This window comes from Loigolactobacillus bifermentans DSM 20003 (genome assembly GCF_001434575.1).
GTDB classification, from domain to species: Bacteria; Bacillota; Bacilli; order Lactobacillales; family Lactobacillaceae; genus Loigolactobacillus; species Loigolactobacillus bifermentans.
The window spans coordinates 57,241-81,907 of the sequence record NZ_AZDA01000018.1; the positions used below are offsets into that span (position 1 = coordinate 57,241).

A 24,667-nucleotide genomic window follows, 5' to 3' on the forward strand; every position below is an offset into this window, starting at 1 on the left:
TTGTATGAATTGTGCTGACGTGCGGCACAATATTTTGCGAAAGTAATGCACTTGCTAACGTCGTTTTACGTGACTTAGTGAAAAATTATTAATAGTGATAGGAGCAATTGTCTGTGAAGCAGATCTTGCTTGTTCGGTGTGGTTAGTTAGCACAATTTTCGTTGGCTAATTCAGCAACTTGTAATTCAACTTTCGGTCGCTTTATGACAAAAAAATACCAGTCAGAATGGAGCAGAACACGGCGTGGTCGTCAGCCGTGACAGTGATACTTAGCGATTTATCGCTTAGTAGTCACGCGAGACGGAGGAAATTCACTTTTGGTGATTTTCCAAAAGTTAGTTCCGTAGCGAGCCACAGCGTTCCACGACCTAAGCCGTGTGGCGCGGAATGCACTCGACGTGCTAACCTTGCGTTCCACGGCCCCCGCCACCCGGAGCGAAATGGGTCTTACCATCTAAAACATTCAAAAAATAAATCATGAAAAACTGTGTCGGCTGAGCATGCGGCCAAGGTTGACACAATGCCGTTAAAACAGTATAATTCATGCAGAAAATAGTTAATGACAGGATAACGACTAAGTCAACACCGTTCAGGAAGATTGGGCGACTGTGAACCAATCCGGTATGTGACTTTAGCCTGCTCCCTGGCCCAGTAATGGGAATTGCGGACTCAGCGTTAACGAGTTTAAGAGGGAACGATGAACATCGTTGCAATCAAGGTGGTACCGCGCGTAGGCGTCCTTGAAAGCAACGGTGTTTTTTATATTCTGTCATGAAAGGGAGAAAAAATGAAAAAACTAAGCAGTGGTCAAATTCGCCAAATGTACCTTGATTTCTTCAAAAGTAAGGGCCATGATATTGAACCTTCCGCTTCATTAGTCCCAGTCGACGATCCATCTTTATTGTGGATCAACTCTGGGGTTGCCACCATGAAGAAGTATTTTGAAGGGCGCGTGGTGCCTAAAAACCCGCGGTTAACCTCATCCCAAAAAAGTATCCGGACCAATGATATTGAAAACGTTGGGAAAACCGCACGGCACCAAACTTTATTTGAAATGCTCGGGAACTTTTCAGTTGGCGATTATTTCAAAAAAGAAGCCATTCCTTGGGCCTGGGAATTTTTAACTAGCCCTGATTGGATGGCATTTGACCCTGAAAAATTATACATTACGGTTTATCCAGACGATAAATTGGCCAAAGAACTCTGGCTTAAAACCGGCGTTCAAGCAGATCATATTTATGAAGATGACGACAACTTCTGGGATATTGGTGAAGGGCCTTCAGGTCCCGATTCAGAGATTTTCTACGATCGTGGTCAAGCCATGAATAACGTCCCAGAAGATGATCCTGAAAATTATCCTGGTGGCGAGAATGAACGTTATTTGGAAGTTTGGAATATTGTCTTTTCCGAATTTAACCATAAACCAGACGGGACTTACGAACCACTACCCCATCAAAACATTGATACGGGCATGGGGTTGGAACGACTGGTTTCCGTGGTCCAAGGGGCTAAAACCAACTTTGAAACAGACTTATTCTTACCGATCATCAAAAAAACAGAGGCCTTTAGCGCAGGGAAAAAATACAATGCCAACGCCCAAGATGACGTTTCCTTTAAAGTCATTGCCGATCACGCCCGGGCTGTTACCTTTGCCATTGGTGATGGGGCGTTGCCTTCAAATGAAGGTCGTGGCTATGTGATTCGGCGGTTGATCCGGCGGGCCATTGTGCACGGTAAAAAGTTAGGCATTAACGAAGCCTTCTTATATAAGTTGGTTCCGGTTGTTGGTGAGATCATGCAATCTTATTATCCAGAAGTTTTGGAACAAAAAGATTACATTGCCAACATTATCAAATCTGAAGAAGATCGCTTTAACAATACGTTAAATGATGGTTTGAAGTTATTGGACAAAACCATTGCGGCTGCTAAGCAAACCCCTGATAAGACCATTGCAGGGGCCCAAGCCTTTAAGCTGTTTGATACTTACGGTTTCCCATTTGAATTAACTAAAGAACAAGCGACAGATGCTGGTTTGACGGTTGACGAAGCTGGCTTTAATGCTGAAATGCAGGCCCAAAAAGACCGCGCACGGGCTGCTCGGAACCAAGATAACGGGATGGGCGTGCAAAGTGGCTTGTTGTTGGATGTCAAAGACCCAAGTACCTTTACAGGTTGGGATCATTTAAACAGCGACGATGCTGAACTAGAAGTTTTAGTCCAAGACCAAAGCTTAGTGGCTGCTGTGCAAACTGGTACCGCACAGTTGATCTTCTCTGAAACACCTTTCTACGCTGAAATGGGTGGTCAAGTTGGTGATCACGGGGTGATCTTAGATGCTAACGGGACCAAAGTAGCCGACGTCACAGACGTACAACATGCACCAAACGGTCAAAACTTGCACACGGTAACTGTATTAGCACCGTTAAGCAAAGGCAGTCATTATCAATTGCAAGTGGACCCAACTTTCCGGCGTTTAGTGTCCCAAAACCATACGGCAACTCATTTGTTGGATCAGGCTCTACGCGACGTTTTAGGCGAACATGTGCGTCAAGCCGGCTCATTGGTTGAACCCGATTACTTGCGGTTTGACTTTACCCATGCTGGCCAAACCAGTCCAGACGAATTAAAGCAAATCGAACGGATCGTCAACGAAAAGATCTGGGCAGCATTGCCAATTAGCTGGGTTGTAACCGACATTGAATCTGCTAAGAAGATGGGCGCCATTGCCATTTTCACTGAAAAGTATGGCGATGAAGTGCGGGTGGTTTCTATTGGGGACTACTCGCGTGAGTTTGATGGTGGGACCCATGCCAACAATACCGCTGAATTAGGCCTGTTTAAGATCACCAGTGAAACTGGGACTGGGGCTGGTGTTCGGCGGATCGAAGCCGTGACGGCTAAGGCAGCGTTTGACTTCCTAGGCCAACGGGAAGCTTGGTTACAGGACACCGCTGATTTGTTGAAAGAACCACAAATCAAGGCTGTTCCACACAAAGTGGAACAGTTACAAGCGCAATTAAAAGCAGCTAATCGCGAAATTGAAAGCTTACAGGCTAAAGCAGCCCAAGCTCAAGCTGGCGATGTGTTTAAACAAGTCCAAACGATCGGGGCTACGACTTTAGTCGCCGCTGAAGTCAACGTAGCGGATATGAATCAATTACGCCAAATGGCAGATGACTGGAAGCAAAAATCAGCTTCTGATGTGTTAGTTTTAGGCACTGAAGTCAAAGGCAAAGCTAACTTGATCGTTGCAGTGAGTCCAGCTGGTGTAAAGCGTGGTTTAAAGGCCGGCGATTTGATCAAAGCCATTGCACCTAAAGTCGGTGGTGGTGGCGGTGGCCGTCCGGATATGGCCCAAGCTGGTGGGAAGAACCCAGCTGGGATTCAGGACGCCTTAAAGGCTGCCGCTGATTTCTTAGCACAGGCTTAAGTACGACTGCTTTTAGAGGAAATAGCGTCTTCACGGCGTTAGATTGCCTTTCGTGTGAATTGTCACATAAATTTAATATTTAGCAAAAGGCATCAGTTCTGGTGGTTAAAATCAGGCTGATGCCTTTTGTGACGCGACTTTAACCGGTATTGACCGATTAAAACGCTGGGGCAGCTTCGTTGAGAGTTCGCCGGTTTTCGAGTAGAATATAGAGTGGAATGATTAGGTAAAGGCGAGGTGTTAGGGATGAGTTCATTAGATGAAACTGTCAGCTTTGATTTTGGCCGTGAACAACCCAAGGATGTCAAAGAAACGTTAGAAACGGTTTATCAAGCATTAGCAGATAAAGGCTATAATCCAATCAACCAAATCGTAGGCTATCTACTGTCTGGCGATCCGGCCTATATTCCGCGTTACAATGACGCGCGTAATTTGATTCGGCGGTTCGAACGGGACGAGATCATAGAAGAGTTAGTACGACATTATTTGAAGAAGGACGGTCTTTAATGCGTTATTTAGGGTTGGATGTTGGCTCACGAACAGTTGGTGTGGCGGTTAGCGATTTACTGGGCTGGACGGCACAAGGTGTGGAGATCATTCGCATCAATGAAGACGAAGCAGAATTTGGCTTAGACCGTGTTGCGGAATTGGTCAAAGCTTACGATGTGACCAACTTTGTGGTCGGGTTGCCAAAGAACATGAACAATAGTATTGGGCCACGGGCAGAAGCGTCGCAGGCTTATGGTAAAATGCTAACGGAGCGCTTTGGTTTACCAGTGGACTTTATTGACGAGCGACTGACCACCGTTGAAGCGGAACGGATGTTGATCAGTCAAGCCAACACTTCGCGCCAAAAACGCAAAAAAGTCATTGATAAATTAGCAGCAGTGATGATCTTACAAAATTATTTAGATCGCGCAGCAAACCAAAAATCATAAAAGAGGTGGCATAATGGCCAATAACCAACAAGTACCAGACAATGATGACGAACGTCAAATCACCTTAGTGGATGAACAAGGTAACGAAGAACTTTACGAAATCTTATTTACTTTTGATTCAGAAGATTTTGGCAAGTCTTACGTGTTACTTTATCCAGCTGGTGCTGCTGAAGATGAAGACGTTGATATTCAGGCGTTTTCTTTCAAGAGTTCTGATAAAGGGGATCCCGCTGAAGGCGATTTATTCCCGATTGAATCCGATGAAGAATGGGACATGGTTGAGGAAGTGTTAAACACATTCTTAGCCGATGATGATCATCGCGATTAGGTAAACAAGTGCGATCAGAGAGTGGTTTAAAGGTGTTTTGTGGCAACCAACAGGGGTTGCTGGCCTTTAAGCCATTTTCTTTTTCAATTGGCGTGACTGTTTATTTTTGGGAAAGCATGCTAAAATATAACACGTTTATTTTTGTGACAAATCACAGAATGGGGGGCCTAGCATGGCCGAAGAAAAAAGACGCTTTAAAATTCAAATTGGAAACAAAACCTATACGATCGTTGGTGCAGCTAGTGCGGCCCACATGCAGGCGGTTAGCCGAGTGGTCAACGACCAGTTGACACAAATTAAGGCAGCGGGGAATTTATCCACTGAAACGGCGGCAACGTTGTTGGCCATTAACACGGCCTCGAAGCAGTTAAAACTGCAAGCGCAAGTCGATGCGCTGACGGCACAGTTAAAAGAACTGAAAAGTGAGGTTCAATAGGTTTATGTGGACAATTTTGATTTTATTATTGCTGGTATACGCTTATTATGCCGGTCGGCGTCGCGGTCTGATGCTACAGCTCGTGTATTCTGGCGGCTATTTATTAACGTTTTTGATTGCACGACTGAGTTATTTAAGTTTAGCGCCACATTTAACGTTATGGGTGCCTTATCAGTCGGCAGATCTTTCTAGCAAGTTTGCTTTTTTCAGTCAAAAAACTGGGTTTAAGTTGGACAAGGCCTTTTATGCGGCGTGTGCGTTTATGCTGATTATGGTAATCGGCTGGGCGCTGGTGCGGTTTGTGGGTATTTTATCCAGTCAATTGACCTTTTACCCCTTAAAACAACAACAAAGTTTGATCGGTGGTGCAGTGCTAAATGTGGTGACGGTGTACGTCGGCATCTACTTGGTTTTAACCGTGCTCACGTTATTCCCGTTACCACTGTTCCAAAATGCGTTTATGCATTCTTGGTTCTTAAAAGGGATGATCAAATTAACGCCGATCCCAGCCCTGTCATGGTGGCTGGCGGCGATTTAGAATCGGATTTAAAGTGCGGCAGGTCAGGCGGCCTGCCGTCTTTTGTGATAAAAGGAAAGGATGTTTGGTGTGAATCAAAAAATTCTGCAAACGTTGGAATTCGCTAAGATTCGGGCGGCCGTTGCGGCATATACCGTATCAGCTGTTGGGCAACAACTGAGCCGCCAATTAGAGCCGAATCACGATCGTAAAACCATTCAGCAGATGTTAATGGAAACGCAAGATGCCGCTACGATTTTACGGTTGAAAGGGCCGATTCCAATGCCGAAGCTAGTCGATGTGCAACCTCATTTAAAACGGTTGGCCATTGGCGGGACGCTTAACGGCGTGGAATTGGCACAGATCAGTCGGGTGCTGCGGGCAACCGCTGACGTGGACCGCTTTTTAACGGCTGTTACAGAAGAAGAGGCGGTTACTTTTCAAGAGCTTGATCAGTGGTGGCAACGGTTGACAACCTTACCCACGTTAACCAAACGGCTGCGGCTGTCATTGGAGGATGATGGTCATTTAACGGATGATGCGTCACCAAAGTTGCGCCAGATCCGTAATGGCATTCAACAATTAGAAGGCCAGATTCGGAGTCAAATGAACCAGTACACCCATGGCAAACAAGCGCAATATTTAAGTGACCCGATCGTCACCATTCGGAATGAGCGCTATGTGATTCCTGTGAAGCAAGAGTACCGCCATCATTTTGGTGGTGTGGTGCATGATGAAAGTGCCAGTGGGTTGACGCTGTTTATTGAACCGCAGGCGGTGATGGACTTGAACAACCGCCTGCGCCAGCGACAAATCGAAGCGCAACAGGAAGAATTGCGGATCCTAGCGGAACTTTCAAATGAATTGGCCCCTTATCGTCAAGAAATTTTAGATAACGGCCAGATTTTAGGCCATTTTGACTTTGTAAACGCCAAAGCCCGATATGCAAAAGACTTAAAGGCAACTGAGCCGCATTTAGCCGCTGACAACCACGTTCAATTACGGCAAGCGCGGCACCCTTTGCTGGCGGCTGAAAAAGTGGTGGCCAATGATATTGAACTTGGTGGCGATTTTAAAGCGATGGTGATCACTGGGCCGAACACCGGTGGGAAAACCATTACCCTGAAAACCTTAGGCTTGTTACAATTAATGGCGCAATCTGGTTTGTTTATTCCAGCCAATGAAGGCAGTCAAGTGGCGGTTTACAACGATATTTTCGCAGATATTGGGGATGAACAGTCCATTGAGCAAAACTTAAGTACGTTCTCGGGCCACATGTCCAATGTGGTGACGATTTTAAATGCCATTGAATCGGACAGTTTGGTGCTGGTGGATGAATTAGGGGCTGGGACGGATCCACAAGAAGGGGCGGCGTTAGCCATTGCCATTTTGGACCAGATCGGCGCCGTGGGCAGTGCAGTGGTTGCCACCACGCATTATCCTGAATTAAAGGCTTACGGTTACAACCGGCCTGCGACAATTAATGCCAGTATGGAATTTGACAGTGAAACCTTGCAGCCGACTTACCGCTTGTTAATTGGGATTCCAGGCCGATCAAATGCGTTTGATATTTCTCGGCGCTTAGGGCTGGCTGCAAATGTGGTAGCTGCGGCTGAAAGCTTGATCTCAGCGGATAGCCAAGATTTGAACAACATGATCAGTGACTTGGAACAACAACGGCATAACGCTGAAGTGGCTAACCAGGCAGCCCAAGCAACCTTGGCGCAAGCGCAACAAGTTCATGATGATTTGGAAAAGGGCGCTAACGAATTTTTCCATGAAAAACAGCATCAATTGGATTTAGCGGCCAGCAAGGCCAATGAAATCGTTGGCAAAGCCAAACGCAAAAGTGATCAGATCATTGCCGAATTACACCGCCTGCAAAAAGCAGGGGCTGGCGAAGTGAAGGAACATCAACTGATTGCGGCTAAAACCGCTTTAAACGGGTTACATCAGGATGAACCACAGTTATCGAAGAATAAGGTGCTCCGCCGCGAACGGGCTAAGCAGGCCTTAAAACCAGGGGATGACGTTTTGGTCACCACCTACGGTCAACAAGGCACCTTGATCCGACAAATGGACCCTAAACATTGGGAAGTTCAAGTGGGCATTATTAAGCTGAAAGTGGCCACCGGCGATTTAGCGAAAACCAAGGCAGCGCCGGAGAAAGAACCCAAGGCGCCACGGGCTACGATGCACGTTAGCAATCATGTGAACACCAGTCTTGACCTGCGTGGGGAACGGTATGAACAGGCGCTGCAAGATGTGGATCAGTACATTGATGCGGCGCTGTTAGCCGGTTATCCCCAAGTCACCATTATTCACGGTAAAGGCACAGGGGCGCTACGCCAAGGCATTACGGAATACCTGGCCCGCAATCGCCAGGTCAAATCCTTTGGCTTTGCGCCGGCCAACGCCGGCGGCAACGGGGCCACAGTCGTCACCTTTAAGTAGTGCCTGAGGTGAAACGAACTTTGTCGTCGAGCAGGCCAGATGACAATGATCTTTTCAAGTTTCAGATTGATTGAAATGACAGGATAAACTGTCGTGATGAATATTCAGTTCAGTGGTAAGCGTGATGTTTTTTATCAGGTAACGTTAACCTGGTAGCGTTGCACGGATCTAAGTTCGGAGGCAAAATCGAGCTCAGCCGTGAAATTATCGTTAATGGTTTACCATTTACGATAAGGTTGAGCTTGAAGACCGGTGATTTTCCGGGCTTCAAGTCAGCCCACAGCGTTCCAGCCCGATTTTGCCGGAGAACGACATCTAACACCAGCTTAACGGCATTTTAACGGTCACTTACAAAAAATCAGCAAAATACTTGTTGTTTTGAAAAGGCTTTGCTAGAATATAGCATATTGAGGGCCGTTGTGATTTAACGACGAGCATAAAGGAGCGTGGCAAAATGGTTGAAGCAATTACAGATCAAAATTTCCAAGATGTAACAGGTAAAGGCGTCGTTTTAACTGACTTTTGGGCAACTTGGTGTGGTCCTTGTCGGATGCAATCACCTGTTGTTGAGCAATTAGCAGATGAATATGATGGTGAAGTCAAGTTCACGAAGATGGATGTTGATGAAAATCCTGAAACAGCGCAAGGCTTCGGCATTATGAGTATTCCAACGTTGATGATCAAAAAAGACGGCGAAGTGGTTGAAACTTTAGTCGGCTACCATTCAAAGGAACAATTGGATAAGATCTTACAACAATATACAGCCTAACTAAAAAAACTCAGTTCGCAATGTGCGAGCTGAGTTTTTTTAGTGACCAAACCAACGTTTTTTACGATGATCTTTTTGACGTGATAAGGCGGTGCCAGTGGCCTCAGATGTTGGTTGCTGGTCCACTTGTTGACCGCTGGTGGTGCCCATTAATTGAATGGCTTCTGGGTTTTGGTGTGATTCGGTGCTGTGATCGATCTGCACAGTGATCACCACGCCTTGACGGTTAATGCTGGCTTCGCCTTCTGCGATCGCCCCGGTGATCTGCTGAATCTGTTGGGCTAAAAAGCCAGTTTCAAGCTGAAACTCAGGGGTTTCAAAGGCTGCTTGGCGTTGTGTGACAGCCGTACCAGCCAGTAAAAAGCGGTATTGATGCTTGCCTTCTCCTTGGAGTGACAGGTCACCGAAATTAAATTGTTGAAAAAAGTCTGGGAGGGCTTCTAAGTTGGCCAGCGGTAGTTGGCGGGCTAAGTCTTTGCCGGCCCAATATAAAATACTGGCATTTTCTGCCCCTAATAACTGTGGCAACAGGAGGTCACGTAATAAGGTATAATTGAGATTGTTACTGGCAGTTGCCGTTTTTAAAAGTGCTTGATAAGTTTTTTCCCCAGCCATGATAGACTCCTTATTCCGAAATGAATTGATTTTATTATACCAGAAACTGTAGGGGATAAGCAGAATGTTTCTGAAAGCTTGCAGAATCTTAAAATTCGCGTTACAGTTTAGTTTCAGAGTTTTATGGACGGATCGAAAAAAGAATAAGAGGAAGATCAAGATGAGTAAGCAACAAGCAATTGGTTTTATGGATTCCGGCGTCGGTGGCCTTACCGTGGTAAAAGAGGCGCTGCAACAGCTGCCAAACGAATCAGTGGTGTATATTGGTGATACCGCGCGCAATCCTTATGGGCCACGGCCAGTGAGCCAGATCAAGGCGTACACTTGGCAAATGACCAATTTCTTATTAGATCAAGGCGTTAAAATGATCGTGATTGCCTGTAACACAGCGACTTCAGCGGCGTTGGCAGAGATCAAAGCAGCGTTGCCGATTCCTGTGATCGGTGTGATTTTACCAGGTGCGCGGGCGGCCATCAAAGCCACGCGTAACCAACGAATCGGTGTCATTGGAACCCAAGCCACCATTAAAAGTGGTGCCTATGAGCAGGCGATTCATCGTAAGGCACAACAAATGACGGTTTTTAGTCAGGCTTGTCCTAAGTTTGTGTCTGTGGTGGAAAGTAATGAATTCCGTTCGCCAGTGGCTAAAAAAGTCGTGGCAGAAGGGTTACAACCGTTTGCGAAAACTGGAATCGATACGTTGGTGATGGGGTGCACGCACTATCCCATTTTACGGCCGGTGTTCCAACAATGGTTAGGACCGGATGTGACGTTGATCGATTCTGGCGCTGAAACCGTATCACAAATTTCCATGTTATTAGATTATTTTGAAATTGCCAATGACCAACCTGACACACCGCCAATGGAGGCTTTTTATACGACCGGCAGCCCAACCATGTTTGCGGAGATCGCCAGCAGTTGGTTACAATTAAAAGACTTAACCGCGCAACGGGTGGATTTGACCCAGTTGCCACAAGAAAAGAGGTAGCTTCATGCAACGGCGCAATGATCGTGGTTACAATGAATTAAGAACGTTAAAAATGACCCCGCATTATTTAAAAAATCCGGAAGGGTCAGTCTTGATGGCACTGGGGGATACCAAGGTGATTTGTAATGCCAGTGTTGAGGAAAACTTACCCCCATTTTTACGTGGCGGTGACAAGGGTTGGATCAATGCAGAATATAGTATGCTCCCGCGAGCTACCAGCGAGCGGACACGGCGGGAGGCGACGAAAGGTCGCCAAACAGGCCGTACAGTTGAAATTCAACGGCTGATCGGGCGCGCGTTGCGGGCAGTTGTGGATTTGGAAAAATTAGGGCCGCGCTCGATCGTGGTGGATTGTGATGTGATCCAGGCAGACGGTGGCACGCGGACCGCTAGCATTACCGGCGGTTTCTTTGCGTTAAAGCTGGCGTTACAAAAGCTAGTGGATGACCAGCAATTACCAGCATTACCATTAAAGGCTGACTTGGCTGCGATTAGTGTTGGTATTTTGCCCAGTGGTGAAGCGGTATTGGATCTCGATTATCAAGAAGATGCAGCTGCGGCGGTGGATATGAATATTGTCATGACCAGTCAAGGTGAATTTGTGGAACTACAAGGCACTGGGGAAGAAGCTACTTTTTCAGGTAGTGATCTCAATGATCTACTGGCTTTAGGGACGCAAGGGGTGGAAAAGCTGATTCAAGCCCAACAATATCAGTTTCAACAGTTATTACACCCGTATGACACCTCACAGTTGTCAGCTAAAACCATTGTGATCGCAACCCGTAATGCAGGGAAGGCCAGCGAGTTTAAAGCTTTATTTGAACCGGCTGGTTTAACGGTCAAAACGTTAAAGGATTTTCCTGACTTGCCAGACGTTGAGGAAACAGGGAAAACATTTGAAGAGAATGCCCGGTTAAAGGCCGATACCATTGCGCGCAAACTTGACCTGCCAGTGTTGGCGGATGATTCTGGGTTAATGGTCGATGCCCTGCACGGCCGACCAGGGGTGTATTCTGCACGCTTTGCTGGCGACCACAATGATGCGGCGAATAATGCGAAGTTGATGTTTGAGCTGACGGATGTGCCACCGGAAAAGCGTACCGCGACCTTCCATACCACGCTGGTATTTGCCAAACCAGGGCAACCTGACAAGGACTTGGTCGTTGATGGTGAAGTCGCCGGCCAGATTTTGGCGATTCCCCGCGGGGACAACGGTTTTGGCTATGATCCGTTATTTTATGTGCCAGCACTAAAAAAGTCCATGGCACAATTGACCCAAGCTGAAAAGAATCAAGTGAGCCATCGCGGCAATGCGATTCGCAATTTGGAAAAAGTTTGGCAGGACTGGTTACATGCCGAGCATTAATTAAAAATTTTATGAATTTCCCCACAAAGGCCCTGTTTCAAACACACTTTTCCTGTACAATGAAGGTGTTTTATTTGAAAGAGGGCTTTTATGGTACGGCCTTGATAGGATGAAGGGAGACATTTATCTGTGATTAGTCAATCGATGCTTGACCTATTAAATCAAAACCGGGATCATTTTTTAATTCCGGCCGAGAAAGTTGCGACGGTTTATGCGGAGAATAAATTAAACCACGCCTTTCTGGTTTTAACCAAAGTACGTTACGCGAAAATCCCAGTGCTAACAGCGGATTCCCACTTTGTGGGGCTATTGTCGATGCCAATGATCACCGACACCATGTTAGGCCTGTCTGAACTGGATACCAGTCAATTAATGCGGCATACAGTGGGGGATGTTTGCGAACGAAACGTAACAACAGTTGAAAACCCCTATGACATTGAGTTAATATTACATTTATTAGTAGACAACCCTTTCTTGCCGGTGGTGGCACAAGACGGTGAATTTACCGGCATTGTCACACGGCGAGAAATGATGAAAAGTTTCAACAATGTGGTGCATCATTGTGAGGGTTTGCCGCTAACACGAGAGGAAAAATAGAAAGGTGCGTGACGTTTTGGACGCCAACGAAATTATTCGCTTTATCAGTGAAGCAAAGAAGAAAACACCCGTTAAGGTTTATGTGAAAGGGGATTTGGCCAGGCTTGATGTGCCTGCCAGCTTACAAACATTCTTTGAAACAAAAACGGGAACGTTATTTGGCGATTGGGCCGATGTTGAACCTTTTTTAAAGGCCAATGCGACTTTGATCGAAGATTACCATCTTGAAAATAATGCTCGGAATTCAGCCGTGCCAATGGTTGATCTGAAGCAATTTGATGCGCGAATCGAACCAGGTTCATTTATTCGGGACCAAGTTGAAATCCATAAAAACGCTGTGATCATGATGGGCGCTGTCATCAATATCGGTGCGGTCATTGGCGAAGGCTCAATGATCGATATGGGGGCTGTTTTAGGCGGCCGTGCTACAGTGGGTAAGCGGGCACATATTGGGGCTGGCGCCGTGTTAGCCGGTGTTGTAGAGCCACCTTCAGCGCAACCAGTTGTCGTTGAAGATGATGTATTGATCGGTGCCAATGCCGTTGTTTTAGAAGGCGTGCGCGTTGGTAAAGGCGCCGTTGTTGCGGCGGGTGCAATCGTCACAGAAGACGTTGCACCAAATACCGTGGTTGCAGGTGTACCAGCACGGAAAATCAAAGATATTGATGAAAAAACCAAGTCTAAGACGGAAATTTTAGACGCATTGCGTAAACTTTAAGCGGAAGGTAGATGACAGTTGTGGCGCTCAACCACGAACAGTTGATCCAGATCTATCAAGATTTGCATCAGATTCCAGAAATTGGTTTGGAAGAACATGAGACCCAGGCTTATTTATTAAACGTGATCAAACAATTTCCCCAAGACTTTTTAACCATTAAAACCGTTGAAACAGCCATTTTGGTGCATGTCACCGGGACAGTTGGGGCGAAAACCATTGGTTGGCGCACCGATATTGATGCGTTGCCAGTTGCAGAACAAACGGGGTTACCATTTGCCTCAAAGCATCCAGGGCGGATGCACGCTTGTGGACATGACATTCACATGAGTGTGGCTTTAGGCGTGTTAAGCCATGTTGCTGATGTGCAACCGGCCAACAATTTTCTATTCCTATTTCAGCCAGCTGAAGAAAATGCCAGCGGTGGCAAACGGCTTTATGAAATGGGCGCTTTAGATGAATGGCGGCCAGATGAAATTTATGGGTTGCACGTTAATCCGCAATTACCAGCAGGGGCCATTGGGTGTCGCCAAGGCACGCTATTTGCCGGAACTTGCGAAATTCACGCTAAGTTTTACGGTAAAAGCGGGCATGCGGCTTATCCTCATTTGGCCAATGACATGGTCGTTGCTGGGGCAAGCTTTGTTAACCAGCTGCAAACCATTGTTAGCCGGAATGTGAACCCCATTGAAAGTGGCGTGGTGACATTAGGTCAATTCCATGCCGGTACCATTGGGAATGTGATCAGCGGCACTGCGCAGATCGATGGCACCATTCGCGCCTTGACCCAAAAAATGAACGCGCACATTCAACGCCGGGTGCAGACGATTGCTCAGGGCACCGCGTTGGCCTTTGGGTGTGAAGTTGACTTAGACTTACACCAAGGCGGCTATTACCCCGTGGAAAATGATCCAGAAACCACCGCTGCCTTCATTGACTACATGCAAGACCGTTCTGATGTGACTTACATCGAAACAGAACCCGCCATGACTGGCGAAGATTTTGGTTTTTTGATTTCTAAATTAAAAGGCACCATGTTCTGGTTAGGCATTGACCAACCGTATCAGCTTCATTCAGAACATTTAGCACCTAAAACCGAGGCCATTGACAAGGGAATTGCCGCGATTTACGGTTATCTCTCAACCCGGGATCAAACTTTGGCTTAAATCAAGGGCACCAAACCTCATGGGGTTTGGTGCTTTTTTAATGTGGCGCGCAAGTCACTGTGATGCTTTTAAAAAGTCCGCAGGCGGGTGGCCATTTTCAAGGTGACCGGTTAAGCGACATTGGTGATGCAAGGCGCCCTTTTTTCAGTTGACCGTTCGCATGAAAATGCGGTAGGATTAATGCAATCTCAAAAATGATTTTGCCAGCCTATTGGGCAAATTTTAAAGTAGAATTTTGATCTGGAAAGGGATGAGTCGGATGGAATTAACACCTGTTTCGCCGAATACGTTATTTGCACAAGAAGTCGGGGATTTAGCCAGTTTATTGAAGCCTAGTATTGTGATTTTACAAGTGAAGCCGGTTCAGGAATGGCCGGCCGTCTTGGCAGATTTTAACCGCAAGCACCATATTCGCCAGTTACAAGTGGCGGGGCAATTGTTTTTATTAGTGGATACTTTTTGGTTGTGGGATCAGTTACCTACCATCACGTCGACACCAGCGTTAGCAGGGTATTTAACCGCGTTACAACAAGTGGCAACAAGTTTAAAGGCGCCCCATCAATTTCAGGCCCGGCAGTTCAGTTTGGATCTCACGGCGAAAACCCAGGTGTACGGGGTGTTAAATATTACCGATGATTCCTTTTATGATGGCGGGCGTTATTTAAAACCAGAAAAGGCCATTGCCCGCGCCCAAGCCATGGTGGCGCATGGTGCCGATGTGATCGAGCTTGGTGGTCAATCCACCCGTAAAGGTTATCAGGAAATCACGCCAGAAGCAGAAATTCAACGGGTAGTACCTGTTTTGAAGGCCATTCGCGCCCAAACGCCAGTGCCAATTGCTGTGGATACTTATAAATTGCCAGTGGTAGAAGCTGTGTTAGCTGCTGGTGCAGATATGATCAATGTGGTGAAACCATTAACGGATGAACCTGGTATTTTAACAGCTGTGGCCCAGGCCAAAGCCGGTTTGGTGATCATGCATACCCAAGATGGGGATCAATATACGGATTTATTAGGTGATATTCGCCAACAGTTTGCCACGGATATTGAGCAGTGTTTAAACGCTGGTTTAAGTAAAAATCAACTGGTGATCGACGTTGGTTTGGGCAGTGTTTATGGTAAAAACTATGAACAAGAATATACGTTATTACATGAATTAGATTATTTTAATCAGTTAGGGGTGGCGACGTTAATTGCGCCTTCCCATAAGGGCTTTATTGGCAAGCTATTAGACGGGCTACCAACTGAACAACGGCTGGTACCGACGATGGCGATTTTTGCCAATTCGGCGGCTTTAAATGTGAATTTTATGCGGGCCCATGATATTGAAGCCGCACAACAAACGGTTCGGATCATTGATAAAATCAAGCGCAGTTTTGCGTATTAAAATGGGGGCAGGCCACGTTGGGGCAAATTCAAATCAAACGGATGCAATTTTATACCTTTAATGGGGTATTGCCAGAAGAAAATAAATTAGGTCAGCGCTTAGAACTAGACGCCCAGTTTGAAGTGCCGTTTGAACAAACTGGCATCCAAGATGACTTAGCACAAACGGTGAGTTATGCGGCTGTCTACGATGCGGTGACGACCATTGTGCAACAACATCAATTTAAATTGATCGAAAGTTTGGTGAATTTAATTGGCCAAAGCTTATTGGCTCAGTTTCCGTTGATCCAGCAAGTTAAGTTGACGTTGCGAAAATATGGGGCACCGATCGCTGGGATTATGGACTATGTTGGGGTTAGCACAACGCTAGTCCGCCATCACGTATATCTTAGTATTGGCGCGAATCTTGGGGCGCCTCAAGCTGCGTTACGACAAGCGGTAAAATTGTTGGCCGAAACAGCCACCATTCAAGTGACCCAGGTGTCCCATTTTTATCGGACAGCGCCAGTGGGTGGGGTGGAACAGCCTGACTTTTACAACCAGGCGGTGGCATTGACCACCACTTTAAGCCCCGCTGACTTATTGGCCCGGCTGCAAGCCATTGAACAGGCCGGCCAGCGCAAGCGCAACGTTCATTGGGGACCGCGAACCATTGATCTCGATATTTTAATGTACGATGATCAACAGCTGCAGACCACCACCTTGACCATTCCCCATCCGGAAATGCAACGGCGGGCCTTTGTGCTGGCGCCAATGGTGGAGATTACAACTGGCCCGCTGCAACAACGGTGTCAAACCTGGCTCCAGGCATTAGGAACCAGTCAACGAATTGAGAAAATTGAAGGTGACCAAGCGTGACAGATGAAGCAACGGCGCAAATTGAAGCAGCCGTGCGGACAATTTTAACGGCAATCGGGGAAGATCCTGATCGGCCAGGACTTCAGGAAACCCCGGCACGTGTTGCCCGGATGTATGCTGAAGTGTTTAGTAGTGTCCAGCAGCCGCAGTTTACAAATTACAAATTATTCCCGACTGAAAGTCAAGACGACTTAGTGTTGGTCAAGGATATTCCATTTTATTCGATGTGCGAGCATCATTTACTGCCATTTTTTGGCCATGTCCATGTGGCCTATGTGCCACAGCACAAACAAATCATTGGGTTAAGTAAAATTGCGCGGCTAGTGGATTACTGTGCTAAGCGGCCAAATGTGCAAGAACGGTTAACCTCTGCCATTGCGGATGAATTGCAAACGATTTTGGACCCGGCTGGGATTGCTGTGGAAGTGCAGGCCCGACATATGTGTATGGAAATGCGCGGGATCCAGAAAACAGGGAGTCAAACCGTAACGGCTAGCTTTCGAGGAACGTTGAACAATGCTGAAGCCAAAGCAGAATTTCAACGGCGGGTGCAATTGTGATCGCAACAGATCTCGCACAGGAACAAGCCTTTTGGCAACGGATCGATGGGCGCATGCTGTATGGCGGTGCAGAACGCGTTCAGTTATTGCGTGCTATTTTGGCACAGTTAGGGCATCCAGAAGATCACCTGAAAATCGTGCATTTGGCAGGTACGAATGGCAAAGGGTCTACAGGTTGTTTGATTGCCAGCGCCTTACGTGCCCAAGGGTACCGGGTAGGGTGGTTTACCAGCCCAGCCTTGCAAACACCACGGGAACAAATTGTATTAGATGAACGATTGGTGACGCCAACCGAGATTTTAACCGCTGTGGCGCAGGTCAAGGTGGCATTGGCTCAACTTGCGTTAGATGAATGCGCCGTTTCAGCCTTTGAGTGGTCCTTTTTGTTAGCCATGGTCTGCTTTATTAATGCTGGCATCACTTGGGCGGTGGTCGAAACAGGGTTAGGCGGTGCATTAGATGCCACCAATGCCATTGAACACCCGAGTCTAGTGGTGTTTACGCCAATCAGCTATGATCACATGGCGATTTTAGGCGATACGTTAACGGCTATTGCCACCACGAAAAGTGCGATTATGCGGCCAGGTGTGTCAGTGATCAGTGCCCCTGAACAAGCTGCTGAGGTACAGGCGGTTTTAACACAGGCCGCCCAAGCCAATGCAACAGAAGTGTTAACCGTCACAGACGCGCAATTAACTTGGCAGGCGCAAACGTTAACGGGGAGTATTTTAAATGTCCAAACGGCTGACTTTCAGTGGCGCGCGTTACAAATTGGCCTAGCCGGTCGCTATCAAGGCCAAAATGTGTTAACGGCATTATTGGCCTTAAACCAACTTCCGGTAACGCGAACGGCGATTCGGGAAGGTTTTGCCCAAGCGCATTTAGGGGGCCGGTTGGCCTTGGTACAGACTCAACCAGTGACCATTGCGGATGGCGCACATAATGTGGCTGGGGCCCAGGCATTGCAAGCCAGCTTAGACCAGCTGTTACCCGCAACACAACCACGGATCTATGTTGTGGGGATTTTAGCAGATAAAGCTTATGCTAAAATGCTGCCTTGGCTGACGCAACATGCGAGTCAGGTGATCGTCACCACACCCGCTCACCCAGAGCGGGCGTTGGCGGCCGCTGATCTAGCCGCAACGTTACACCAGGAACAACCTGATTTGGCAGTTCAGGTGCAACCTGATCCGCAAGCTGCCTTGCACCAGGCCCAGCAGTTGGCCGGTGTCAATGGCGCCGTGATCGTAACAGGTTCTTTTTATTTATTAAAGGCGGTGGGAATATGGCAACATTCTGGTTCGCCAGCCACAATGCCAATAAGTTAGCCCAGTTACAAAACTGGGCCACACCATTGGGTTGGACGATCAAAGCAGTGCCGGCAGCATGGTATACACAACAGCCGGTGGAAAATGGGCAAACGTATTTAGCAAATGCACAAGCCAAACTAGCGGTGATCCAGCCGCCAGCACCAGTGGCGGTGCTAACTGATGATAGTGGTTTGGAATTGGCAGTCTGGCCTAGCCGGTTAGGTATCCACACTCGACGCGAGTTAGACCGTTATGCGCCGCCGCTAAGTTGGAATGCTTATTTATTGAAGCAATTGCAAGGTGAGGTGCGCCGGGAAGCCACGATGGTGACAACGTTGGCGTTGCGGTTACCCGACGGTCGTGAACGCTCTGCTGTTGGGCGCGTCACAGGTACGTTGGCCACTGAAGAATTAGGTGATCAAAGTCGCGGGTTTGATCGGATTTTCTGGCTACCTGAGCAACAGGCGACCCTGGCCCAATTACCATTGGCGCAGCAACGGCCACTTAACCAACGCAGTCGTGCGTTACAACAATTGGCAAAGCAATTATAAAGTGAGGGAAAAATGTGAAACGTCTGGCAGTTTATTGTGGTTCAAATAATGGCACTGACCCGGCTTACCGGGAGGCAGCACTGGCCTTAGCACAGGCCATGACACAGCATCATTTAGATTTAGTGTATGGCGGCAGCGATATTGGCCTCATGGGGGCCATTAGTCAGGCTATTTTGCAGCAACAAGGCCACGTGATCGGCGTCATGCCTCAGATCTTCTTTGACCGTGGCATTGAAGCACCGAATCTAACGGAACTGATCAAAGTACGTGATATGAGTGAACGTAAAGCAAAAATGATCAATTTAGCGGATGGCTTTGTGGTGTTACCAGGTGGCTTTGGTACATTTGAAGAGTTTTACCAAACGATTTCGTGGAGTCAATTAGGGTTACATCAAAAGCCGATCGCCGTTTTGAATATCAATGGTTTCTTTGATTCGATGTTTGGGATGATCGACCAAATGATCAAAGGCGGTTTTGTGCCAGCTGAAAATCGGTCTTTGGTGATCAATGCCAAATCAGTCGATGCGGCTTTTCAAGGTTTTGCAAATTTTAAGTATATCCAAGCCAACAAATACCAGAATTAAACGCTTGGTTTTCTCAAGGGTTGCGTTACAATAGAAGTGATTAAAATCATGGAGGGATCGTCTACATGGCAAAAGTTGAAAGTTTTGAATTAGATCATACAAAGGTTAAAGCACCATACGTGCGTTTGATCACAGTGGAAACTGGTGCAAAAGGCGACGAGATCTCAAACTTCGATCTTCGTTTGGTTCAGCCTAATGAAAATGCGATTCCAACCGCTGGGTTACATACCATTGAACATATGCTGGCTGGTTTATTGCGGGATCGGTTAACCGGTGTCATTGATTGTTCACCATTTGGTTGCCGCACTGGCTTCCATTTGATCACTTGGGGCCAACACACCACTGAAGAAGTGGCCGCTGCTTTGAAAGGCTCATTGGAATTTATCGCTGGTCCAGCGACTTGGGATGACGTGCAAGGCACTGAAATTCAAAGTTGTGGGAACTACCGTGACCATTCATTGTTCTCTGCCAAAGAATGGTGCAAGAAAATCTTGGACGAAGGCATTAGTTCAGATCCATTTGTCCGCAAGGTCGTTACCAAATCATTATAAGCAACCATCATCAGCACATCTGGCATTTTGCTAGATGTGCTTTTTTTAAATGCTGAATCGTTACGGCAAAACAATCATCATCAAAATGAAGACAAAAAAAGACCACCGCACAAGTAAGTGGGTGGTCACTGTTTAATCACGCTTTAAGCGGCGTGCTTTTTTATCGATTTTAAGCGGGTCACCATTTTCATCCGTAACGAAAATGTTGTGGGAAGCCTTGAAACTAATGTTCATTTGGCGTCCTGTATCCAGTTCTTCAACGGCAATTGGACCGTCGAAAGGCTCGTGTTTCAACACTTTAACTTGGCGTTCGATCTTCAATTGGATATCTTGGAGATAAATCAAAAGTTCATGGTCGTCAATGACACGTTCGATTGTCACCACTTGACCATCGGGAATTTGATTCAACACCGTGTAGCTTTCTTCCTGGAAGTGACCTGTTTGATCAGGAATCACACCGCCATGTGGGCAGTGGGTGGGAAAGCCGAGAAAAGCATCTAACTTTGCCAATAATTCGGGGCTCGTGGCATGTTCTAATACCTCTGCCTCGGAATGAATATCGGCGAGTTTAAATTCCAATTTTTGCGCTAAGAAGGTTTCCCAAAGGCGATGTTTGCGGATCAGTAAAATGGCTTGATCTAAGCCTTTTTTAGTGAGGGCAATATCATTATAGGGCTGATGCGTCACCAGCTTTTCCTTTTTTAGCTTTGAGACCATTTCGGTGACTGAACCAGCAGCCACACCTAACGCTAAAGCGATTTGTTTATTTGAAACTTCCTGTTTGGCACCACCAAGTTCAAAAATGATTTTTAAGTAATCTTCTTTTATTGGCGTCATTGACGTTATCACGCTCCTGTAGCATTTGCTGAAGACATAGTAGCATTTATTATAGCATAGTTCTTATAAAAGCGTTGTGGATTCAACCTGAAAATGATAGTTCTGTATTTCAAATATTACAAAACGATAACAAAATCGTGGCGATATTAAGTTAATTTTAAGGAAAATGCTGGTATAGTCCCCGTCACAATTGCATTTTTAAAATGTTACAAGAATGTTGACTCAGACCTAAGACTGATTTTGTGGCTGTAAAAGTCTCAAAAAATAAGTTATACTGAAGGGCGTAAGTTTTAGGGAACGGATAAAGATTCCCGTTTGGACCCCAGCAGAGTTGGGTTCAGGCACATTGAAGGAGGCTCTCAAATGACTGAGACAAAGTCAAAATCAAAGCGTCATTTATCTAAATATGTTGCGGCTGGGGTCGTTGGTCTTGCTGGAGCAGCATTCGTTGGCACACAACAAGCAAACGCTGCAGCTACCACAGCTAAGGTAACCTACCAAAATGGCGCTACCACTGTCTGGGCCGATCCAAGTAACGGTTTACAAGCACAACGTTACTTAGAGAAGGGACAAACGGTTCAGGTTCAAGGCAACAAACAAATCAACGGTGAGACTTGGTATCACATTGGCAACGGCGAATGGATTCCAGCACAATACCTTGATCTTGGGGACACAACTACTAAAGAAACGATTACCGTTAAATATAACGGTGGGGTTACAACCGTCTGGAATTCACCAGATGACTTGCAACCGACTGGTCAATATTTGACATTTAAAGAAACCAAAACCGTGCAAGCTGAAAAGCAAGTCCACGGTATTACTTGGTACCAAATTGGTACAAACCAATGGGTACCTGGTGTTTATGTTGCAAAGAATGACACAGACCTTTCTAACACCAAGATTGTCACTGAAAGTGTTCAATTAACGGCTAGCAAGGCTGCCACAAGTACTGCTGCAACACCAACCGCAACGGTTAGTCAATCAAGTGCTGCACCACAAAGCACCGTTAGCACAACCCAAGCGGCTGCAACTGTTGCCGCCAATGCACAAGCACAGCAACAAGCAGCAGCTTCTAGTGCTGCCGCGCAACAAGCTGCTGCCACATCTGCTGCGAATGCCCAATTAGCTGCACAACAGCAAGCTGCGGCTCAGCAACAGGCTGCCGCTCAAACAGCTGCAGCTTCCAGTGCTGCTGCCCAATCAACTGCGGCTGCGCAACAAGCTGCAACTTCTGTTGCGAATGCTAGCCAAGCAGCTGCTCAGTCAGCCGCAACGTCGACAGCCAATGCACAACAGGCTGCTGCCACATCCGCTGCAAATGCTAGCCAAGCAGCTGCTCAATCAACCGCTGCTGCTTCTAGTGCCGCTGCGCAACAAGCTGCTGCTACATCTGCTGCGAATGCCAGCTTAGCTGCTGCTAGTTCAGCTGCAACTTCAACGGCCAATGCCAGCTTAGCAGCTTCCAGTGCCGCTGCTCAATCAACCGCTGCTGCAACGGCTTCCAGTGCTGCCACACAATCCACTGCAAGTCAATCAACAGCTTCCAGTTCCAGCACGCAACAACAGGGCCAAGTCGCAGATCCAATTGCAAAGCGGACTCGCGTTGATGCCACTTATCAAACGGCTAGTTCAGCAACAGCTTCTAGTGCTGCTACTTCTGCTACGACACAGTCAACTGCTGCTAGTCAGGCTGCCCAATCAGCTGCAACATCAACAGCCAATGCTAGTGTAGCCGCTAGCCAAGCTGCCGCTAAATCAGCTGCAACGTCTGCTGCAAATGCTAGTCTTGCTGCCAGTCAAGCTGCTGCAAAATCAGCTGCTACATCTGCTGCGAATGCCAGCTTAGCAGCTTCTAGCGCTGCCGCTCGTTCGGCTGCAGCACGTTCAGCTGCAGCCTCAAGTGCTGCTGCTAGTTCCGCAGCTGCCGCAAAAGCTGCAAGTACTCAAAGTTCAACAACACAGGCGGCGACAACTACGAAAACAACAACCACAACAACTTCATCTAGTAATTCATCAGCGGTTTCAAAAGCAATCGCAGCTGCTGAATCACAAATTGGTGTGCCTTATGTTTGGGGTGGCGAAACAGCGGGCCAAGGCTTCGACTGTTCTGGTTTGACCCAATGGGCTTATGCACAAGCTGGGGTTTCAATTCCACGTGTCACCACTTCTCAAGAAAATGCTGGGACTAAAGTCTCGATCAGCCAATTACAAGCTGGGGACTTAGTCTTCTGGGGTTCTGCAGGTGCAACTTACCACGTTGCCTTGTATATTGGGAACAACCAATATATTGCAGCACCACAACCTGGTGAAAATGTCAAAGTAGCAACCATTTCAAGTTACTTCGAACCTTCATTTGGGGTTCGTGTAGTTTAAAGCAAGCTCAACCAAGATCTCGACGCTAGTCGAGGTCTTTTTTTGTACAATGAAGATTTGCCGAAAAACTTGCATCTCATTAGATATGTGAATATAATTACAATAAAGTCGTCCAGAAAACGCTTACTGGAAATCGTGAAAAATGGTTATTTCTCGTTTCCAAATTTGAAATTTGTTCTGCTAGTGTTGCTGTGAAACATTTTAAAGCAGTGCCGATCGACGTTTTAACCGGATAAATAAATAGGGGGGCCTACCATGCAAAATATTGATAAGTTACGTGCTTACATGACAGAACACCATTTAGACAGTTACTTGATCCAAAAAGAACCCAATGTGCGCTATATTAGCACCTTTCGTGGCGCAGATTCGGCGTTGTTGATCTTACCCGAAACGCAATATATTTTAACGGACGCCCGGTATACAGAACAAGCTGCGATTGAAGCACCTGATTTCACGATTGTGAATTGGCGGATCATTGGGCATGAAGTCGGGCTGCAAAATATTGTCACGGCGGAAGGTATTCAGACCATTGGGTTCGAAGCAGATGATTTGGTGTTTGCAGAATATCAGTTATTAAATGAGCATGTGACCGCTGAATTTGTGCCAGCCAGTGGTGTGATCGAAGGGTTCCGACAAATTAAAAACGAAACGGAGCTTAGCGACTTACGGAACGCTTGTGAAATTGCCTGTCGGGCGTTTCGTCGACTGCTACCTGAGATTCGTGTTGGGGTCACAGAAAAGGACCTGGCTGCCCAATTATCCAGTTATATGGTAGCTGAAGGCGCCGATACGCAACCGTATGGTAATATTTTAATTTCTGGGGCCAATTCATCATTATTGCACGGTATTCCGTCTAGCAAGGCCATTGAATATGGCGATTTGGTATTAATGGACTTTGGTTGCCAATTTAACGGTTATTTGTCTGATATGACCCGTACGGTGGTTGTTGGCAAGGCAACGGCCAAGCAAAAAGAAGTTTACAAATTAGAACAACAAATGCTTGAGGTTTGCCTAGACCGAATGAAACCTGGGGTACCTGCAGCGGATATTTATCGGGCTGCGCGGGAGGTATTAGCAGGTACTGGCTATGAAGATTATGATTATAATAATATCGGCCATGGCATTGGGATGTTTGTGCATGAATTTCCACAGCTGACTCTAGCTTGCGATGATGATTTAGCAGCTGGTAATGTGATCACCGTTGAACCTGGCATTTATTTACCGGGTTGGGGTGGGATTCGGATTGAAGACCAAGTACTAGTAACTGAAAATGGCATTGAAAATATGATTTCCGTACCGCATGATCTCATTGAACTTTAGTGCGGTGCGGGTAAAAAG

24 protein-coding genes are annotated in these 24,667 nt (G+C 46.7%); 22 read left to right on the top strand and 2 right to left on the bottom strand.

All coding sequences use genetic code 11. From position 1 onward, the window contains the following. The first annotated feature begins 787 nt into the window (after positions 1 to 787). The 8 genes from alaS to trxA all read left to right on the top strand — a co-directional run bounded on the left by alaS (position 788) and on the right by trxA (position 8,872). Complete coding sequence (gene alaS / locus FC07_RS03590; protein WP_057903758.1) at positions 788 to 3,430, top strand: alanine--tRNA ligase; 2,643 nt, start codon at positions 788 to 790, stop codon at positions 3,428 to 3,430. A gap of 246 nt (positions 3,431 to 3,676) precedes the next feature. Then, positions 3,677 to 3,937 (top strand): IreB family regulatory phosphoprotein, encoded by a 261-nt coding sequence (locus tag FC07_RS03595; protein ID WP_057903759.1) that lies wholly within the window; start codon positions 3,677 to 3,679, stop codon positions 3,935 to 3,937. After that, entirely contained in the window at positions 3,937 to 4,368 is a 432-nt protein-coding gene (ruvX, locus tag FC07_RS03600; protein ID WP_057903760.1) for a Holliday junction resolvase RuvX, read from the top strand. The genes FC07_RS03595 and ruvX overlap by 1 nt, the downstream gene beginning before the upstream one ends. Positions 4,369 to 4,381: 13 nt before the next feature. Further along, positions 4,382 to 4,696 (top strand): DUF1292 domain-containing protein, encoded by a 315-nt coding sequence (locus FC07_RS03605; RefSeq protein WP_057903761.1) that lies wholly within the window; start codon positions 4,382 to 4,384, stop codon positions 4,694 to 4,696. Positions 4,697 to 4,868: 172 nt separating this feature from the next. After that, positions 4,869 to 5,132: a cell division protein ZapA gene (locus FC07_RS03610; RefSeq protein ID WP_057903762.1), complete on the top strand. Its 264-nt coding sequence runs from the start codon at positions 4,869 to 4,871 to the stop codon at positions 5,130 to 5,132. 4 nt (positions 5,133 to 5,136) lie between these two features. Further along, complete coding sequence (locus FC07_RS03615; RefSeq protein WP_057903763.1) at positions 5,137 to 5,670, top strand: CvpA family protein; 534 nt, start codon at positions 5,137 to 5,139, stop codon at positions 5,668 to 5,670. A 69-nt stretch (positions 5,671 to 5,739) separates the two neighbouring features. After that, on the top strand, positions 5,740 to 8,103 hold the full coding sequence (locus FC07_RS03620) for an endonuclease MutS2 (RefSeq protein ID WP_057903796.1): 2,364 nt from the start codon (positions 5,740 to 5,742) through the stop codon (positions 8,101 to 8,103). A 454-nt stretch (positions 8,104 to 8,557) separates the two neighbouring features. Further along, entirely contained in the window at positions 8,558 to 8,872 is a 315-nt protein-coding gene (trxA, locus tag FC07_RS03625) for a thioredoxin (RefSeq protein ID WP_057903764.1), read from the top strand. 39 nt (positions 8,873 to 8,911) lie between these two features. Here trxA and FC07_RS03630 read toward each other — a convergent pair whose 3' ends face one another. Further along, positions 8,912 to 9,487: a DUF2507 domain-containing protein gene (locus FC07_RS03630; RefSeq protein ID WP_057903765.1), complete on the bottom strand. Its 576-nt coding sequence runs from the start codon at positions 9,485 to 9,487 to the stop codon at positions 8,912 to 8,914. Between the two features lie 160 nt (positions 9,488 to 9,647). Here FC07_RS03630 and racE point away from each other — a divergent pair, with 160 nt between their 5' ends. The 12 genes from racE to FC07_RS03690 all read left to right on the top strand — a co-directional run bounded on the left by racE (position 9,648) and on the right by FC07_RS03690 (position 20,119). After that, the gene (racE, locus tag FC07_RS03635; protein ID WP_057903766.1) at positions 9,648 to 10,475 is read left to right on the top strand and encodes a glutamate racemase; all 828 of its coding nucleotides are present in this window, start codon (positions 9,648 to 9,650) and stop codon (positions 10,473 to 10,475) included. A 4-nt stretch (positions 10,476 to 10,479) separates the two neighbouring features. Next, entirely contained in the window at positions 10,480 to 11,841 is a 1,362-nt protein-coding gene (gene rph, locus FC07_RS03640; protein ID WP_057903767.1) for a ribonuclease PH, read from the top strand. Between the two features lie 129 nt (positions 11,842 to 11,970). Beyond that, complete coding sequence (gene cbpB, locus FC07_RS03645) at positions 11,971 to 12,438, top strand: cyclic-di-AMP-binding protein CbpB (RefSeq protein ID WP_057903768.1); 468 nt, start codon at positions 11,971 to 11,973, stop codon at positions 12,436 to 12,438. A 16-nt stretch (positions 12,439 to 12,454) separates the two neighbouring features. Next, on the top strand, positions 12,455 to 13,156 hold the full coding sequence (gene dapD, locus FC07_RS03650; RefSeq protein ID WP_057903797.1) for a 2,3,4,5-tetrahydropyridine-2,6-dicarboxylate N-acetyltransferase: 702 nt from the start codon (positions 12,455 to 12,457) through the stop codon (positions 13,154 to 13,156). A gap of 20 nt (positions 13,157 to 13,176) precedes the next feature. Further along, positions 13,177 to 14,319 carry an N-acetyldiaminopimelate deacetylase gene (locus tag FC07_RS03655; RefSeq protein WP_083483187.1) on the top strand — a complete coding sequence of 381 codons (1,143 nt, stop codon included), beginning with the start codon at positions 13,177 to 13,179 and terminating at the stop codon, positions 14,317 to 14,319. A 259-nt stretch (positions 14,320 to 14,578) separates the two neighbouring features. Then, a complete protein-coding gene (gene folP / locus FC07_RS03660) occupies positions 14,579 to 15,706 on the top strand; it encodes a dihydropteroate synthase (RefSeq protein ID WP_155797850.1) in 1,128 nt (375 codons plus the stop codon). A gap of 17 nt (positions 15,707 to 15,723) precedes the next feature. After that, the gene (folK, locus tag FC07_RS03665; protein WP_057903770.1) at positions 15,724 to 16,563 is read left to right on the top strand and encodes a 2-amino-4-hydroxy-6-hydroxymethyldihydropteridine diphosphokinase; all 840 of its coding nucleotides are present in this window, start codon (positions 15,724 to 15,726) and stop codon (positions 16,561 to 16,563) included. Next, positions 16,560 to 17,123, top strand: a complete 564-nt coding sequence (gene folE, locus FC07_RS03670) for a GTP cyclohydrolase I FolE (RefSeq protein WP_057903771.1) — start codon at positions 16,560 to 16,562, stop codon at positions 17,121 to 17,123. Before folK ends, folE begins: the two co-directional genes overlap by 4 nt. Continuing rightward, positions 17,120 to 18,451: a bifunctional folylpolyglutamate synthase/dihydrofolate synthase gene (locus tag FC07_RS03675; RefSeq protein WP_057903772.1), complete on the top strand. Its 1,332-nt coding sequence runs from the start codon at positions 17,120 to 17,122 to the stop codon at positions 18,449 to 18,451. The genes folE and FC07_RS03675 overlap by 4 nt, the downstream gene beginning before the upstream one ends. Continuing rightward, complete coding sequence (locus FC07_RS03680) at positions 18,409 to 18,984, top strand: non-canonical purine NTP pyrophosphatase (protein ID WP_057903773.1); 576 nt, start codon at positions 18,409 to 18,411, stop codon at positions 18,982 to 18,984. The genes FC07_RS03675 and FC07_RS03680 overlap by 43 nt, the downstream gene beginning before the upstream one ends. Before the next feature lie 14 nt (positions 18,985 to 18,998). Further along, on the top strand, positions 18,999 to 19,568 hold the full coding sequence (locus FC07_RS03685; protein ID WP_057903774.1) for an LOG family protein: 570 nt from the start codon (positions 18,999 to 19,001) through the stop codon (positions 19,566 to 19,568). A gap of 65 nt (positions 19,569 to 19,633) precedes the next feature. Further along, positions 19,634 to 20,119 carry an S-ribosylhomocysteine lyase gene (locus FC07_RS03690; RefSeq protein WP_057903775.1) on the top strand — a complete coding sequence of 162 codons (486 nt, stop codon included), beginning with the start codon at positions 19,634 to 19,636 and terminating at the stop codon, positions 20,117 to 20,119. 132 nt (positions 20,120 to 20,251) lie between these two features. On the opposite strand, the gene FC07_RS03695 is transcribed toward FC07_RS03690, so the two are convergent. Beyond that, entirely contained in the window at positions 20,252 to 20,956 is a 705-nt protein-coding gene (locus FC07_RS03695; protein WP_057903776.1) for a metal-dependent transcriptional regulator, read from the bottom strand. A gap of 363 nt (positions 20,957 to 21,319) precedes the next feature. On the opposite strand from FC07_RS03695, the gene FC07_RS03700 reads away from it, so the two are divergent. Continuing rightward, entirely contained in the window at positions 21,320 to 23,329 is a 2,010-nt protein-coding gene (locus FC07_RS03700) for a C40 family peptidase (protein ID WP_057903777.1), read from the top strand. 255 nt (positions 23,330 to 23,584) lie between these two features. Beyond that, a complete protein-coding gene (locus FC07_RS03705; protein WP_057903778.1) occupies positions 23,585 to 24,649 on the top strand; it encodes a M24 family metallopeptidase in 1,065 nt (354 codons plus the stop codon). Positions 24,650 to 24,667: the final 18 nt, after the last annotated feature.

What these genes read in the sequence shown, in the direction of transcription:
- alaS (WP_057903758.1), top strand. Translation starts at nt 788, where the DNA reads ATGAAAAAACTAAGCAGTGGTCAAATTCGCCAAATGTACCTTGATTTC.
- FC07_RS03595 (WP_057903759.1), top strand. Translation starts at nt 3,677, where the DNA reads ATGAGTTCATTAGATGAAACTGTCAGCTTTGATTTTGGCCGTGAACAA.
- ruvX (WP_057903760.1), top strand. Translation starts at nt 3,937, where the DNA reads ATGCGTTATTTAGGGTTGGATGTTGGCTCACGAACAGTTGGTGTGGCG.
- FC07_RS03605 (WP_057903761.1), top strand. Translation starts at nt 4,382, where the DNA reads ATGGCCAATAACCAACAAGTACCAGACAATGATGACGAACGTCAAATC.
- FC07_RS03610 (WP_057903762.1), top strand. Translation starts at nt 4,869, where the DNA reads ATGGCCGAAGAAAAAAGACGCTTTAAAATTCAAATTGGAAACAAAACC.
- FC07_RS03615 (WP_057903763.1), top strand. Translation starts at nt 5,137, where the DNA reads ATGTGGACAATTTTGATTTTATTATTGCTGGTATACGCTTATTATGCC.
- trxA (WP_057903764.1), top strand. Translation starts at nt 8,558, where the DNA reads ATGGTTGAAGCAATTACAGATCAAAATTTCCAAGATGTAACAGGTAAA.
- FC07_RS03630 (WP_057903765.1), bottom strand. Translation starts at nt 9,487, where the DNA reads ATGGCTGGGGAAAAAACTTATCAAGCACTTTTAAAAACGGCAACTGCC.
- racE (WP_057903766.1), top strand. Translation starts at nt 9,648, where the DNA reads ATGAGTAAGCAACAAGCAATTGGTTTTATGGATTCCGGCGTCGGTGGC.
- rph (WP_057903767.1), top strand. Translation starts at nt 10,480, where the DNA reads ATGCAACGGCGCAATGATCGTGGTTACAATGAATTAAGAACGTTAAAA.
- folP (WP_155797850.1), top strand. Translation starts at nt 14,579, where the DNA reads ATGGAATTAACACCTGTTTCGCCGAATACGTTATTTGCACAAGAAGTC.
- FC07_RS03680 (WP_057903773.1), top strand. Translation starts at nt 18,409, where the DNA reads ATGGCAACATTCTGGTTCGCCAGCCACAATGCCAATAAGTTAGCCCAG.
- FC07_RS03690 (WP_057903775.1), top strand. Translation starts at nt 19,634, where the DNA reads ATGGCAAAAGTTGAAAGTTTTGAATTAGATCATACAAAGGTTAAAGCA.
- FC07_RS03695 (WP_057903776.1), bottom strand. Translation starts at nt 20,956, where the DNA reads ATGACGCCAATAAAAGAAGATTACTTAAAAATCATTTTTGAACTTGGT.
- FC07_RS03700 (WP_057903777.1), top strand. Translation starts at nt 21,320, where the DNA reads ATGACTGAGACAAAGTCAAAATCAAAGCGTCATTTATCTAAATATGTT.
- FC07_RS03705 (WP_057903778.1), top strand. Translation starts at nt 23,585, where the DNA reads ATGCAAAATATTGATAAGTTACGTGCTTACATGACAGAACACCATTTA.